Origin of the sequence: Streptomyces thermospinosisporus (assembly GCF_039526425.1) — a bacterium.
Taxonomy (GTDB): domain Bacteria; phylum Actinomycetota; class Actinomycetes; order Streptomycetales; family Streptomycetaceae; genus Streptomyces; species Streptomyces thermocarboxydovorans.
This window is the reverse complement of record NZ_BAAAIZ010000019.1, coordinates 60,829-75,366: the sequence shown is the minus strand read 5'-3', so window position 1 is coordinate 75,366 and position 14,538 is coordinate 60,829. Positions and strand designations below refer to the sequence as shown.

11 protein-coding genes are annotated in these 14,538 nt (G+C 72.9%); 7 read left to right on the top strand and 4 right to left on the bottom strand.

The window, feature by feature from the left end; translation table 11 throughout:
* The 4 genes from ABD207_RS08540 to ABD207_RS08525 all read left to right on the top strand — a co-directional run.
* Positions 1-1,032 (top strand): dihydrolipoamide acetyltransferase family protein (locus ABD207_RS08540; protein ID WP_344011308.1); only part of this gene is annotated, 1,032 nt, incomplete at its 5' end.
* Between the two features lie 95 nt (positions 1,033-1,127).
* Positions 1,128-2,087, top strand: coding sequence for an NTP transferase domain-containing protein (locus ABD207_RS08535; RefSeq protein WP_344011306.1), 960 nt, complete (start codon positions 1,128-1,130; stop codon positions 2,085-2,087).
* Positions 2,084-3,448: a molybdopterin molybdotransferase MoeA gene (locus ABD207_RS08530; RefSeq protein WP_344011304.1), complete on the top strand. Its 1,365-nt coding sequence runs from the start codon at positions 2,084-2,086 to the stop codon at positions 3,446-3,448. Before ABD207_RS08535 ends, ABD207_RS08530 begins: the two co-directional genes overlap by 4 nt.
* A complete protein-coding gene (locus ABD207_RS08525) occupies positions 3,445-4,542 on the top strand; it encodes a potassium channel family protein (RefSeq protein ID WP_344011302.1) in 1,098 nt (365 codons plus the stop codon). Before ABD207_RS08530 ends, ABD207_RS08525 begins: the two co-directional genes overlap by 4 nt.
* An 84-nt stretch (positions 4,543-4,626) precedes the next feature.
* On the opposite strand, the gene ABD207_RS08520 is transcribed toward ABD207_RS08525, so the two are convergent.
* Complete coding sequence (locus ABD207_RS08520; RefSeq protein ID WP_344011300.1) at positions 4,627-5,475, bottom strand: ABC transporter permease; 849 nt, start codon at positions 5,473-5,475, stop codon at positions 4,627-4,629.
* Positions 5,472-6,512, bottom strand: coding sequence for an ATP-binding cassette domain-containing protein (locus ABD207_RS08515; RefSeq protein WP_344011298.1), 1,041 nt, complete (start codon positions 6,510-6,512; stop codon positions 5,472-5,474). Before ABD207_RS08515 ends, ABD207_RS08520 begins: the two co-directional genes overlap by 4 nt.
* A 252-nt stretch (positions 6,513-6,764) precedes the next feature.
* Here ABD207_RS08515 and ABD207_RS08510 point away from each other — a divergent pair, with 252 nt between their 5' ends.
* Positions 6,765-7,745, top strand: a complete 981-nt coding sequence (locus ABD207_RS08510; protein ID WP_344011296.1) for an NAD(P)H-quinone oxidoreductase — start codon at positions 6,765-6,767, stop codon at positions 7,743-7,745.
* A gap of 46 nt (positions 7,746-7,791) precedes the next feature.
* Here the strand turns inward: ABD207_RS08510 and ABD207_RS08505 are convergent, their stop codons facing one another.
* A complete protein-coding gene (locus ABD207_RS08505; protein ID WP_344011295.1) occupies positions 7,792-8,676 on the bottom strand; it encodes a hypothetical protein in 885 nt (294 codons plus the stop codon).
* Between the two features lie 246 nt (positions 8,677-8,922).
* On the opposite strand from ABD207_RS08505, the gene ABD207_RS08500 reads away from it, so the two are divergent.
* The gene (locus tag ABD207_RS08500) at positions 8,923-9,465 is read left to right on the top strand and encodes a bacterial proteasome activator family protein (protein WP_344007030.1); all 543 of its coding nucleotides are present in this window, start codon (positions 8,923-8,925) and stop codon (positions 9,463-9,465) included.
* A gap of 630 nt (positions 9,466-10,095) precedes the next feature.
* Here the strand turns inward: ABD207_RS08500 and ABD207_RS08495 are convergent.
* Positions 10,096-11,730, bottom strand: a complete 1,635-nt coding sequence (locus tag ABD207_RS08495) for a protein kinase domain-containing protein (RefSeq protein WP_344011293.1) — start codon at positions 11,728-11,730, stop codon at positions 10,096-10,098.
* 358 nt (positions 11,731-12,088) lie between these two features.
* Here ABD207_RS08495 and ABD207_RS08490 point away from each other — a divergent pair, with 358 nt between their 5' ends.
* Positions 12,089-13,720, top strand: coding sequence for a protein kinase domain-containing protein (locus tag ABD207_RS08490; RefSeq protein ID WP_344011290.1), 1,632 nt, complete (start codon positions 12,089-12,091; stop codon positions 13,718-13,720).
* Positions 13,721-14,538 lie beyond the last annotated feature (818 nt).

Sequence of the window (14,538 nt, the reverse complement as noted above, 5' to 3'; positions counted from 1 at the left end):
GGTGAGCAGCTCGCGGGAGCCTCGCGGCGGGGGCTGCTCGCGCCGGCCGCCCCGGCGCAGCCCGCGGGCAGCGGACCGGCGTCCGGCAGGACCGCCGCCCGGCGGGAGCCCGTGGACGGTCCCGTCCCGGTGATCTCCCCGCTGGTGCGCAGGCTGGCCCGGCAGAACGGCCTGGACCTGCGCAAGATGACCGGCTCCGGACCCGACGGGCTGATCATGCGCGCGGACGTGGAGAACGCGCTGCGCGCCGCCTCCGCCCACGGCGCCGCTCAGGAGCGGCCCGCCCCCGCGGCGCAGCCGTCCGCCCCGGCCCCCGCCGGCACGGCTCAGGGCATCCCGGCGGGCGTCACCCGCATCCCGCTCAAGGGCATCCGCGGTGCCGTCGCCGACAAGCTCTCCCGCAGCCGCAGCGAGATCCCGGACGCCACCTGCTGGGTGGACGCGGACGCCACCGAGCTGATGCGCACCCGCGCCGCGATGAACGCCGCCGGCGGCCCGAAGATCTCCGTGCTGGCCCTGCTGGCCCGGATCTGCACCGCCGCCCTGGCCCGCTTCCCCGAGCTGAACTCCTCGGTCGACACCGGGACCAGGGAGATCGTCCGCTACCCGGAGGTGCACCTCGGGTTCGCCGCGCAGACCGACCGGGGACTGGTCGTCCCTGTGGTCCGGGACGCGCACCGGCGGGACGCGGAGTCGCTCACCGCCGAGTTCGCCCGGCTCACCGAGGCGGCCCGCGCCGGGACCCTCACGCCCGCGGAGCTCACCGGCGGCACCTTCACGCTGAACAACTACGGCGTGTTCGGCGTCGACGGCTCCACCCCGATCATCAACCACCCCGAGGCCGCGATGCTCGGCGTCGGCCGCATCGTCCCCAAGCCGTGGGTGCACGAGGGCGAGCTGGCCGTGCGTCAGGTGGTGCAGCTCTCGCTCACCTTCGACCACCGGGTGTGCGACGGCGGCACCGCGGGCGGTTTCCTGCGGTACGTGGCCGACTGCGTGGAGCAGCCGGCGGTTCTGCTGCGCACCTTGTGACGGCAGGCCGTCCCTGATCGGTCCCGGTCCGCCGCGCGGCCGGGTGCCTGCCCCCGCGTTCCCTGTGATCGCGGGGGCCGCGCATACTCGGGGGTGTGAGCGAACTGGAGCACCCGGGCGGTCCGGGCGGCGGCGTGCCCGCCTACGACGCCGTCGTGCTCGCCGGCGGGGCCGCGCGCCGGCTCGGCGGGGCGGACAAGCCCGCCGTGCGGGTCGGCGGCCGGACGCTGCTCGACCGGGTGCTCACCGCCTGCGCCGGCGCCCGGACCACCGTGGTCGTCGCCGACCCCCGGCCCACCGCGCGGCCCGTCGTCTGGGCGCGCGAGGAGCCGCCGGGCGGCGGACCGCTCGCCGCGCTGGAGGCCGGCCTCGGGCACACCACGGCGGAGCACGCCCTGCTGCTCTCCGCCGACCTGCCGTTCCTCGACGCCCGCACCGTGCAGGAGCTGCTCGCCGCGCTGCGCGGCACCGGTGCCGACGGCGTCCAGCTCACCGACGAGGGCGGCCGGGAGCAGCCGCTGGTGGCCGCGTACCGGACGTCCGCGCTGCGCCGCGAACTGTATGCGCTCGTCTCCGCGCACGGCGCCCTGACCGGGCTGCCGCTGCGCCGGCTGACCGCCCGGCTCGACCTCACCCGACTCACCGGCCCGGTGGCGTCCTTCGACTGCGACACCTGGGACGACATCGCCACCGCCAGGGCACGCATCAGGGAGCATGGGCACGTGCTGGATGAATGGATCTCCGCAGTCAAGGACGAGCTGGGCATCGACCTGGACGTCGACACCGGGGTGCTGCTCGACCTCGCCCGCGACGCCGCCCACGGTGTCGCGCGGCCGGCGGCACCGCTGACCACCTTCCTGGTCGGGTACGCCGCGGCCAGGGCGGGCGGTGACCGCGAGGCCGTCGCCGACGCCGCCCGCAGGGCCGCCGCCCTCGCCGCCCGCTGGGCCGACGAGACCACGGCGGACGGCACCCCGCCCGCACCCATGGGAGGCGCCCCCGCCGGGGATGCCGCCCCGGACGCCACCCCCGACACCCGCACGGACGCGAGATGAACACGCACCCCGGCCGGGCCGACGAGGACGCCGATGACCTCGACGTCGAGGAGGCGCTCGCCCTCGTGAACGACAACCGCCGCACGGCCACCCCTCAGTCCCCGGGCACCTCGCCGGGCGCGGGCCACGGCGACGCCCGGCACCGGCACGCCGCCGACTGGTCCGACGCCAGGACCGCGGCCGAGCTGGCGGGCCGCCGCACAGCCCGCCGGGGCCCCGTCCAGGTGCCCGTCGCCGAGGCGCTGGGCCTCACCCTCGCCGCGCCCCTCACCGCCCTCACCGACCTGCCCTCCTTCGACACCTCGGCGATGGACGGCTGGGCGGTCTCCGGCCCCGGACCCTGGGACGTACGGGAGAAGGGCGTCCTCGCCGGGCACACCGCGCACGCACCGCTCACCGACGGCGAGGCCGTGCGCATCGCCACCGGTGCCCGCATCCCGCCGGACACCACCGCCGTGCTGCGCACCGAGCACGGCCGCCTCGACGACAAGGGCCGGCTGCATGTCGCCGCGTCCCAGGCACAGAACACCGTCTCGCACGGCCAGGACATCCGTCCCCGGGGCCAGGAGTGCCGCGACGGCGACCACCTGCTGCCCGCCGGGACGGTGGTGACCCCGGCCGTGATCGGACTCGCCGCGGCAGCCGGCTACGACACCCTCGCCACGGTGCCCCGGCCCCGCGCCGACGTCTTCGTGCTCGGCGACGAACTGCTCTCCGAGGGCCTCCCGCACGAGGGGCTGATCCGGGACGCGCTCGGACCGATGCTGCCGTCCTGGCTGCGCGCCCTGGGCGCCGAGGTCACCGGGATCCGCCGGGTCCCCGACGACGAGGACGCCCTGCACGAGGCGATCACGGCCTCCGGCGCCGAGGTCGTCGTCACCACCGGCGGCACCGCCTCCGGGCCCGTCGACCACGTCCACCCCACGCTGCGCCGCATCGGCGCCGAGCTGCTGGTGGACGGAGTGCGGGTGCGTCCCGGCCACCCCATGCTGCTGGCCCGCATCAAGGAGGACCAGCATCTGGTCGGGCTGCCCGGCAATCCGCTGGCCGCCGTGTCCGGGCTGCTCACCCTCGCCGAGCCGCTGCTGCGCACCCTGGCGGCACGGCCCGCTCCCGAGCCGTATGCGCTGCCGCTGCGGGACGGTGTGCAGGGGCACCCGGACCACACCCGGCTGATCCCCGTGGCGCTGCGCGACGACCACGCGATGCCCCTGCTGTACAACGGACCGGCCATGCTGCGGGGCATCGCGGCGGCGGACGCGCTCGCCGTGGTACCGCCGGGCGGTGCACGGCCGGGCCAGGAGGCCGCCATGCTCGACCTGCCGTGGGCGGCCGGAGGAATCGGGGTGTGTTTCACGTGAAACTTCCGGGTCAGGACGTCATCGCACGCCAGGCGGACGAACACCTGGTGACCCACCGGGTGACGCTCCCCAGGAAGATGGTGGAGCATCCCATCCGCCAGGTCGGCAAGCGCCTGCTGATGGCCCTGCTGGTGCTCGTGGTGACCGCCTTCGTCGTCTACGCCGACCGGGACGGCTACGACGACAACGCCGACGGAAGCCTCGATCTGCTCGACTGCTTCTACTACGCGACCGTCACGCTCTCCACCACCGGATACGGCGACATCACCCCGGTGAGCGACGCGGCCCGGCTCACCAACATCTTCGTCATCACGCCGCTGCGCGTGCTGTTCCTGATCATCCTGGTCGGCACCACCCTTGAGGCGCTCACCGAGCGCACCCGTGAGGAGTGGCGACTGAACCGCTGGAGGTCCACGTTGCGCGATCACACCGTCGTCGTCGGATACGGCACCAAGGGCAGGTCGGCGATCAAGACCGTCTGCGCGACGGGGCTCCGCAAGGAGCAGGTCGTGGTGGTCGACCCCAGCAACAAGGCGATCGACGCCGCCACGGCCGACGGCTTCGCGGGAGTCGTCGGGGACGCCACCCGCAGCGAGGTCCTCAAGCGTGCCGAGGTGTTCCGGGCCAAGCAGGTCATCATCGCCACCCAGCGCGACGACACCGCCGTGCTGGTGACACTGACGGCCCGCCAGCTCAACCGCAACGCGAAGATCGTGGCCGCGGTGCGGGAGGAGGAGAACGCGCCGCTGCTGAAGCAGTCGGGCGCGGACGCGGTCATCACCAGCGCCAGCGCGGCCGGCCGGCTGCTCGGCCTGTCCGTGCTCAGCCCCGCGGCCGGCATGGTGATGGAGGACCTCATCCAGCAGGGCAGCGGACTCGACATCGTCGAACGCCCGGCGATAAAGGCCGAGGTGGGCAAGACGCCCCGCGAACTCGACGACCTGGTGGTGAGCGTGGTCCGCGGCCACCGTGTCCTCGGCTACGACGACCCGGACGTCGGCACGGTCCAGCTGACCGACCGCCTCATCACCATCGTCCGGGCGACCCCGGTCACCCAGGTCACCCCGGACATCCGCCCGCTCCCCCGGCCGTGAAAGCCGTTCGTCCCCGGCAACGCTCCGAAGCGTCGCCGAGGACGAAGGACTCGGGTCTGATGCCGAGGCCGAAAGCCCCAGGTCCTACTTGCGGTTGTACAGCCGCATGGTGACCGGGCCGAAGACCAGGACGAACAGGGCCGACCAGCCCAGGGACCAGGCGATCTCGTCGGCGGGCCAGTCGCCGGCCATCAGGCCCCGGACGGCCGAGGCGAGGTGGGTGACGGGGCTGTTGTTGACGAAGGCCTGCAGCCAGCCCGGCATGGTGCTCGGGTCGACGAAGACGTTGGACAGGAACGTCAGCGGGAAGATCACCATCATGCTGACGCCCATCACCGACTTCTCGGTGCGCAGCAGCAGACCGAACATGGTCCAGATCCACGAGAAGGCGAACGAGAACACCACCAGCAGCGCGACCCCGGCGACCACGCCGCCGACCCCGCCGTCCGGGCGGAAGCCCAGGATCAGGCCGACGGTGAGCATCACCACGGACGCCAGGGTGTAGCGCAGGGCGTCACCCAGCAGATAGCCGACCATGGTCGACGGCCGCCAGATCGGCAGGCTGCGGAAGCGGTCGAAGACGCCCTTCTCGATGTCCGTGTTGACCGAGACACCGGTGTACATCGTGATCATCACGACCGACATCACCAGGATGCCCGGCAGCAGGAACTGGATGTACTCCCTCGGCGATCCCGCCAGCGCCCCGCCGAACAGGTACGTGTACATCAGCACCAGCATGATCGGGAAGGCGGTGACGTCGAAGAGCTGCTCCGGCACATGCTTGATCTTCAGCATCGCCCGCCAGCCGAAGGTGAGCGAGGCCTGCCAGGCGCTGGGCCGGGGCGGGCGCTCCTTGGCGACCAGCAGCTCGGCGAGGGAGTCGGTGCGGACCGGGGCGAGTCCGGTGCTCTCGGCGGTCGTCGCGGTGCTCATGCCGCCACCTCGTCCTTCGCGTCGTGGGAGCCGGATGCTGCGCCGGATGCTGTCGAGTCCGGCGTGTGGGTGTCGTGTCCGGTGAGGGCGAGGAACACCTCGTCCAGGCTGGGCTGGCCCAGCGAGAAGTTGTCGACGGTGATGCCGGCGGCGGCCAGCTCGTTCAGCGCCCGGGCGGCCTGCTCGGCGGCGGTGTCCTGGCCGGCGGCCGCCGAGAGCCGGGCGGTCAGCGCCACCGGGTCGGGCTCGGCCTGCACCTGCGCGTCCAGGGCGCGGCGCAGCAGGTCGGCCGCCTGCACCCGTTGGTCCGGGTCCCGTAGCCGCAGATGGACGGATCCGGCGCCGACGGACGCCTTCAGCTCGCCCTTGGTGCCCTCGGCGATCACCTTGCCGTGGTCGATGACCGCGATCCGGGAGGCCAGCTGGTCGGCCTCGTCCAGGTACTGCGTGGTCAGCAGCACCGTGGTGCCCTGGGCGACCACCGCGCGCACGATGTCCCACACCTGGTTGCGGCTGCGCGGGTCCAGACCGGTCGTCGGCTCGTCCAGGAACAGCAGGTCGGGGGTGTTGAGGATGGACGCGGCGATGTCGATACGGCGCCGCATGCCGCCCGAGTAGTGCTTCACCTGCTTGCCGGCCGCCTCCGTGAGGCCGAAGGCCTCCAGCAACTGGGCGGCGCGGGTGCGGGCGGCGGCCTTGCCGTGACCGAGGAGCCGGGCCAGCAGCACCAGGTTCTCGGTGCCGGTGAGGTCCTCGTCCACCGAGGCGTACTGGCCGGTGAGGCTCACCCTGCCGCGTACCTCGTCGGCCTCGCGTACGACGTCGTGCCCGAAGACATGGGCCTCGCCGCCGTCCGGGCGCAGCAGCGTGGCGAGCATCTTCACGGTGGTGGTCTTGCCGGCCCCGTTCGGGCCGAGGACCCCGTACACCGTGCCGGCCGGTACGGCGAGATCGACGCCGTCCACGGCCCGGGTCTCACCGAAGGTCTTCACCAGGCCGGCGGTCTCGATCGCCAGGCCGGACGTCTGCTTGCTCATGCTCCGGGTCCTTCCGCGTGCTGGGCTACGCATGGACAGACCTTCACGGTTGCGCAAACTCATCGCTCGCGTATCCGGATTTCAGGGGAACGGGGACGCAGGGTGCTCGGAGGAGGCGGAGGAGACGGGGGCGCAGGACGCACGGAGGAGACGGAGGAGACGGAGGAGACGGAGCAGACGGGGACGCAGGACGGCACGGAGGAGACGGAGGGCTCACCGAGGAGAAGGGCGGGCAGGAGTAGCGTCCCCCTCATGCATGCGATCACGATTACCGAACCCGGCGGGCCCGAAGTGCTGGTGTGGGACGAGGTGCCCGATCCGGTGCCCGGTGAGGGCGAAGTGCTGGTCGAGGTGGTGGCCGGGGCCGTCAACCGCGCCGACGTCCTGCAGCGGCAGGGCCACTACGACCCGCCGCCCGGTGCCTCCCCCTACCCCGGCCTGGAGTGCTCCGGGCGGATCGCGGCGCTCGGCCCGGGCGTGGGCGGCTGGGCCGTCGGCGACGAGGTGTGCGCGCTGCTCTCCGGCGGCGGCTACGCCGAGAAGGTCGTCGTCCCCGCCGGGCAGCTGCTGCCCGTCCCCGAGGGCCTCGACGTCAAGCAGGCCGCCGCGCTGCCCGAGGTCGTCTGCACGGTCTGGTCCAACGTCTTCATGATCGCCCACCTGCGGCCCGGCGAGACGCTGCTGGTGCACGGCGGGTCCAGCGGCATCGGCACCATGGCGATCCAGCTGGCGAAGGCCGTGGGCGCCAAGGTCGCCGTCACCGCGGGCACCAAGGAGAAGCTGGAGCGCTGCGCCGAGCTGGGCGCCGACATCCTGATCAACTACCGGGAGCAGGACTTCGTCGAGGAGATCCGGCAGGCGACCGCCGGCAACGGCGCGGACGTCATCCTCGACAACATGGGCGCCAAGTACCTGGACCGCAACGTCAAGGCGCTCGCCGTCAACGGGCGGCTGGCGATCATCGGGATGCAGGGCGGTGTCAAGGGCGAGCTGAACATCGGCGCGCTCCTCGCCAAGCGCGCGGCGATCACCGCGGCCTCGCTGCGCGCCCGGCCGGTGCAGGAGAAGGCGGCGATCGTGGCGGCCGTTCGGGAGCATGTGTGGCCGCTGATCAGCGGCGGGCATGTCCGTCCCGTGATCGACCGTGAGATTCCGATGCCGGAGGCGGCCGAGGCGCACCGGGTGCTCGAGGAGAGCGGCCACGTCGGCAAGGTGCTGCTGGTCGTGCCGTAGGACGGACGGTCTGGAGCAGCCCGGAACCGGCGCCGGCGTCGGCCGTTCAGCCGCGTCGCAGCCTCAGCCCGAGGAACGCCAGGCCGAGGCCGACGCCGATGAGCACCAGCCCGCTGCCCAGCGGCACGATCCGCTTCACGGGCTCGACGCCGGAACCGGGACCGGCGACGGCGGGTGAGGCCACCGCGGCCTCGGTCGAGGCCGTCGCCTCCGGCTCGGGCACCGGCCCACCCGTGCCGGGCGCCCCGGAGACCGTCCCGGCGTACTCGGTGGCCTTCAAGTCCTGGCTGTCCGGTGCGTCGGGATGGGCTTCGCGGCCCGGCTGCCAGGGCGCGACGCCGACGTCCGGCTCCTCCGCCTCGCGCCGGTCACGGTCCTCGCGTTCCCGCTCGCGCGGCGTCTCCTCCTTCTCCGCGTCCTGCCTCCCGGGCCGCTCCCGGCCCTCACCCGGACGGCTTCCGGCCCGCGAGGGGTCGCCGGAGGGGGAGGGCGACCGGGACGCGACGCCGGGCCGGGCCACGGAATCAGTCCTGGACTCCGGAGGACCCTGCTCCCGCCCATCGGGGCCGTTCCCGGACCGTACCCGCGACTGCGCCTGCGCCTGGGGTCCCGACGCGGCATCGGACCCGGTCCGGCCGCCGGAGATGTCCCCGGCACCCCGCCCGGACCGCTCCCCGGACGACTCCGCATCCCGCTCGGCCCCGCGCCGCTGCTCCTGCCCCTCGTCGCCGGAACCCCGCCCGCCGCTTCCGCCGCCGCCCGGCCCCTCGTCGGCGGCCAGGACCCCCGGCGCCCTCACCTGGGCCACTGCCACCCCGCTCAGCGGAACGACACCGGCAGCGGCCATCACCACCCCCGCCCCCAGGGCGACCCCCGCCCGCAGGACGACCCCCGACGCCGTCGCCCCCGCTCTGTGCAGCCATGGAGTCACGACCGTGACCTCCCGCGCCGGACGGTGCTCGTGCACCCCGCCGGCAAGATGCCGAATGGACGCCCACAAGCGTCCCATCCCTCAATCATCCCGGCATTCCGGACGCGTCCAATCGATCTACGCGGCTCACCCGGCATTTCCCGGCAATTCTCGGAATCGCCCGGCATCGCACGCCGGAAAGGGGTGGATCAGGCCCTCACAGGGGCACCACGGAAGGGACAGGCCCATGTGCGAGAGAATGGCCGTATGGAGATGCCGAGGAACGAACGGTCGCCGGAGAATCCGCAGATCCTGGTCGTGGGCCAGGACGGCATGGCGCTCAGCGGCGGCAACGGAGACGAGGACTCCCGCGAGACCCCGGTGACGGAGCAGGTGGAGCAGCCCGCGAAGGTCATGCGGATCGGCAGCATGATCAAGCAGCTGCTGGAGGAGGTGCGCGCGGCCCCTCTCGACGAGGCCAGCCGCAACCGCCTCAAGGAGATCCACGCCAGCTCGGTGAAGGAGCTGGAGGACGGTCTGGCGCCGGAGCTGGTCGAGGAACTGGAGCGGCTCTCCCTGCCCTTCACGGACGAGGCGACGCCGAGCGACGCGGAACTGCGCATCGCGCAGGCCCAGTTGGTGGGCTGGCTGGAGGGCCTCTTCCATGGCATCCAGACCACGCTGTTCGCCCAGCAGATGGCCGCCCGCGCCCAGCTGGAGCAGATGCGCCGAGCCCTCCCGGCCGGCCTGGCCGACCACCACGACGACCCCCACCACAAGGGCGGCCGGGCGGGCGGCCCGTATCTCTGAGCGCGATCTGGCAGCATGCCGCACCCACCTCGAGACCATGAGGGCCCCGCAGCGAACTGCGGGGCCCTCGGGTCGTCGGCGGGTGCGCCGACAGGGCTACTTCGGGTTGGCAGGCCCTCGGGAACCACAGCCGAGGGCCAACGGCTCGTTGCCGTTGAAGAGCTGCACCTCGATGGAAGCCCGCTTGATGCCATTGGTGTCCTTGGCCGAGGTGTTCCACGTCTCCGCCGACCCCCTTGCCGCCGTACACGTGGTGCCAGGACCAGTACTTGACCTTGCCGGCCGAAGTGACCGTAACCAGCCGGATGGCCGGGTGGTAGCCGTCCGCCTTGGTGTCCTTCGCCCGGAGCGACACCGAGGTCAGCTCGGTCTTGCTCTTCCAGGTCCACGTCCCGCGTCCGTATCCCCCGGTGGCGCTGCAGTCGACGTCAGCTCCGACTGGGGCCGGCTGCGGCGGGACCCGCCGCGACAGGAACGAGGAAGGCTGCCGCAGCAGCGGCGAAAGCGGCGCCGGCGTGCCGAATACCCATGATGCTTCCCCCTTGATCATTTGGTGGTCAAGATCAATGCAAAGGGGGGGTGCATGGCCACGTCAATCAGAACGGCACTCGGCCGTCTTGAACTGCTCCCTCAGGACGGCGGGTTGCCAGTAGAGACCTTAAGGGTGATCTCGGGCATGTCGTCGGGGTCGACGTCGGTGCCGGCTGGCGGGAACTGGTCGCGGACCGAGCCCTCGCCGTAGGTGTTCTCGTCCACGTTGACGATCTTGGGGCCGCTCCAGCCGGCGGCCTGGAAGCACTCCTTCACCGACTTGATGTATTTGAACTTGAAGTTCGGGAGACGGATCTTGTCGGGGTCGTTGTACGACTCGTCGGGATCCGTGCACTCTTCCTTGTCGATCGTCTTCGAGGTGTCCGGCCCCCGGTACCCCGGTTTCTGGCTCACCGAGGCCGTGGCGGAGCCGCCGCCCTCCGGTTCCTTGTCGCCGCCGTTCATCAGGAGGGCCGCGATCAGGCCGCCCGCGGCGAGGATCGCGACGACGGCGGAGCCGATCAGGACCGGCTTGTTGCTGCGGCCGCCGGAGGGGGACGGGGCCTGCGGCGTGATGTTGTACGGCGGCGGGGTCGAGGGACCCTGCTGCGGCGAGTACGCGGACGGAGCAGGCGTCTGGTAGCCGCCCGGCTGCGGGTAGCCGTACGACGGCGCCGGCGCGGGCGTGCCGGACGGCGTGTTGTACGGGTTCGGCGGCGGGGTCGGCTGGTAGGGCGTCTGGACGTTGCCCGACGGGGCCGGGGTGGACTGGTCGATCGGCGGGAACACCGCCGAGCCGACGCCCGACCCGCTCGGCGTCTGCGCGCCGGGCACGATCTGCGGCGGGGCCGGGTGGAAGGACTGCGCCACCCGCAGGCACTCGGTGCGCATGGCCTCGGCGCTCGGGAACCGCTCGTTCGGGTTCTTCTTCAGCGCACGGGCGATCAGCGCGTCCACGGCCGGCGGCAGCGAGCGGTTGATGGAGGACGGAACCGGCGGTTCCTCCTGGACGTGCGCGTAGGCGATGGCCAGCGGCGAGTCCGCGTCGAACGGCAGCCGACCGGTGACCAGCTGGAACAGCATGATGCCGACCGAGTAGAGGTCGGAACGCGCGTCCACGCCCCGGCCCAGCGCCTGCTCCGGCGAGAGGTACTGCGGGGTGCCGACGACCATGCCGGTCTGTGTCATCGATGTCACACCGGACTGCATGGCGCGGGCGATGCCGAAGTCCATCACCTTGACCACGCCGCGCCTGGTCATCATCACGTTGCCCGGCTTGATGTCGCGGTGGACCAGCCCCATCTCGTGGCTGATCTCCAGCGCCGCCAGCACATCGGCGGTGATCTTCAGCGCCTTGTCGGCGGGCATCGCGCCCTGCTGCCGGATGTCCTCGTCGAGCACGGAGCCCAGCGGACGGCCCTCGACGTACTCCATGACGATGTACGGGGTCGTCATCCCGTCGAGCTCGTCCTCGCCGGTGTCGAAGACCGAGACGATGTTGGTGTGCGTGAGTTTCGCCACCGACTGCGCCTCGCGGCGGAAGCGCTCACGGAAGGCCTGTTCCCGGCCGAGTTCCGTGTGCAACGTCTTGATGGCGACCTGACGGTCCAGCACGCTGTCGTAGGCGAGGTGCACGGAGGCCATGCCGCCCTGGCCGAGCAGATCCCGGAGTTGGTAGCGTCCGCCGGCGAGCGCCCGCCCCGTGTTCTGGCTCTGTGCGCCGTCCTGGCTCATGTTCCGCTTCCCCCGTAGCCTCTCCGGCGCTGCCGTCGGTGGCCGTTCCGTCGTAGATTCCGTCGTAGATCCAATGCGCTATTCCCGGCCAAGTCTGCCCCAGGGCTGTGACACGTCAAGCGCGGTGCCCGTTCCGTGACCGTACGCGAAAGAAGCGTCGCGGAAGCGTTACAGGCGTCGTACGCCCGGTACACAGAATTTGCACGACGGCACGGTGGCCGGGTTTGATGGCCGGTCCGTCTTGTGCCCCTCCCGGTGACCCGTCTCGGACCGGAGCCTTGCGCAGAGGCTGTAGCGTGGCCGACGGAGACCGTAACAACACCGCGCGCACCGCGGGCAGAAACGACGGCGAGGACTGATGGCACAGCAGCAGCGCGCTCAGGGCCCGTCCGACCCCGAGGCGACTGGCGGCGGCATGTCGGACGCGCCGGACAGCTGGGGCAACGGCGGGCTGGTCGGCGACGGCCGGTACCGGCTGACCCGCAGACTAGGCCGGGGCGGCATGGCCGAGGTCTACGCGGCCGAGGACGTGCGCCTCGGGCGCACCGTCGCCGTCAAGCTGCTGAAGTCCGACCTCGCCGAGGACTCGGTCGCCAAGGCGCGCTTCACGCGTGAGGCGCAGTCGGTCGCCGGTCTCAACCACCACGCCATCGTCGCCGTGTACGACTCCGGCGAGGACGTCATCGGCGGCCAGTCCGTGCCGTACATCGTGATGGAGCTGGTCGAGGGCCGCACCATCCGCGATCTGCTGATGAACGCCGAGGCGCCGGGCCCGGAGCAGGCGCTGATCATCGTCTCGGGCGTGCTGGAGGCGCTGGCCTACTCGCACCAGCACGGCATCGTGCACCGGGACATCAAGCCGGCCAACGTCATCATCACCAACAACGGCGCGGTCAAGGTGATGGACTTCGGCATCGCCCGCGCGCTGCACGGCGCGTCCACGACGATGACGCAGACCGGCATGGTGATGGGCACCCCGCAGTACCTCTCCCCGGAGCAGGCGCTCGGCAAGGCCGTCGACCACCGCTCCGACCTGTACGCGACCGGCTGCCTGATGTACGAACTGCTGGCGCTGCGCCCGCCGTTCACCGGTGAGACGCCGCTGTCGGTGGTCTACCAGCACGTGCAGGACATCCCCACACCGCCCTCGGAGGCCTCCGACGCGTGCCCGCCGGAGCTGGACGGGCTGGTGATGCGCTCGCTCGCCAAGGAGCCGGACGACCGGTTCCAGACGGCCGAGGAGATGCGCGGCATGGTCCAGTACGCGCTGCAGATGCTCTACGAGAAGGGCGGCCACACCGGCACCTGGAACACCGGCCCGGTGGACATGCACGAGGGCCGTCACACGCCCGCGGGCGGCTTCGCGAACACGACCGTCCTGGGGCACCCCGACTCCGCCGGCACCACGGCGATCCCGCAGCCCGTCATGCCCGGCGGGTACGGCGGCGACGACGGCGGCTTCGACGGCAACGGCAACCGGGGCAGCGGCCGCGGCAAGCTGTGGATCCTCGCCGTGCTGGCGCTGATCGCCGTCGCCGCGGGCGTCGCGCTGGCGCTGAACAACGGCGGCGGCGGGGGCGGCGACGACGACCCGACCAAGCCGCCGGCCACGTCCAGCACCAGCAACGACGACAAGACCAGCGAGTCCCCGAGCGACGACGAGACGGAGCAGGAGCCCGACACCGGCACGGACCCGGGCACCGGCACGGGTGACGACGGCGAGTGGGTCCCGAATCCGGAGCCCACCCAGCGTCCGACGCAGTCGCAGACCAACCAGCCGAGCACCCCGCCGACGTCCACGGCGCCCACTCAGACGCCCTCGCAGGGCGACGACCAGGGCACCACCGAGGGCGAGACCGACGCGGGCACCACCGAGGGCGGCGACGCCGGTACGACGGAGGGCGGCGACGCCGGCACGACCGAGGGCGGCGCCAACGCCGGCGCAAACGGCGCGGGCGGCGTCGCCGACGGCGGCGTAACGGGCGGCTGAGCCCGCACCGCCCCCGGCTCCCCGCCGCCCCCAGTCCTGACCCGCCCCGCGGGCCTTCAGCCCGGAACCCTGCGCCCGATCCTGCCGGAGCCCGGGGCTCCGGCCCCGCCGGCTCTTCGGGTTTGGTGCGCCGAGCTGGTCCGCCGCTTGGGCCTTCGGGCCTGGCACTGTGCGCCCGGTCCGCCCCGCCCGAGTCCGGGGCTCCCGCCCCGCCCGAGTCCGGGGCTCCCGCCCCGCCGGGCTCTTCGGACTCGCAACGCGAGCCGATCCGCCGCCCGGCCCTTCGGCTCCGGCATCCTGCGCTCGCTCCGCCCTGCCGGAGCCCGGGGCTCCGGCCCCGCCGGCTCTTCGGGTTTGGTGCGCCGAGCTGGTCCGCCGCCCGGGCCGTCGGGCCTGGCACCGTGCGCTCGCTCCACCGCTGCCGGAGCTCGGGGTTCCCGCCCCGCCCGGCCTTTCAGGCCGGGTACCCGATCCGCCCCGCCCGCCCGAGTCCGGGGCTGCTGCCCCCGCCCCCCGCCCCCCCCCCCCCCCCGGCCCCGCCCCCAAATCCGCCCGGCCGGAGCCTGATGCCCCTGTCTCGCCCGGCCTTCGGGCCCGGCTCCCTGCGTTCGCTCCGCCCTGCCGGAGCCCGGGGCTCCCGTCTCGACGGGCTTTCGGGTCCGGTGCGCGAGCTGGTCCGCCGCCCGGGCCCTCGGCCCGGAACCCTGCGCCCGATCCGCCCCGCCCAAGCGCGGGACTTCCGCGCCGCGCGGGCCTTCGGGTCCGGCACCGGGCGCCCGAACGATCCGCCCGGCCCGAGCCGGGGGCTCCCGTCCCGT

Coding starts and splice junctions, on each gene's coding strand:
- ABD207_RS08490 (WP_344011290.1), top strand. CDS start 12,089: ATGGCACAGCAGCAGCGCGCTCAGGGCCCGTCCGACCCCGAGGCGACT.
- ABD207_RS08510 (WP_344011296.1), top strand. CDS start 6,765: ATGCATGCGATCACGATTACCGAACCCGGCGGGCCCGAAGTGCTGGTG.
- ABD207_RS08515 (WP_344011298.1), bottom strand. CDS start 6,512: ATGAGCAAGCAGACGTCCGGCCTGGCGATCGAGACCGCCGGCCTGGTG.
- ABD207_RS08520 (WP_344011300.1), bottom strand. CDS start 5,475: ATGAGCACCGCGACGACCGCCGAGAGCACCGGACTCGCCCCGGTCCGC.
- ABD207_RS08530 (WP_344011304.1), top strand. CDS start 2,084: ATGAACACGCACCCCGGCCGGGCCGACGAGGACGCCGATGACCTCGAC.
- ABD207_RS08500 (WP_344007030.1), top strand. CDS start 8,923: ATGGAGATGCCGAGGAACGAACGGTCGCCGGAGAATCCGCAGATCCTG.
- ABD207_RS08495 (WP_344011293.1), bottom strand. CDS start 11,730: ATGAGCCAGGACGGCGCACAGAGCCAGAACACGGGGCGGGCGCTCGCC.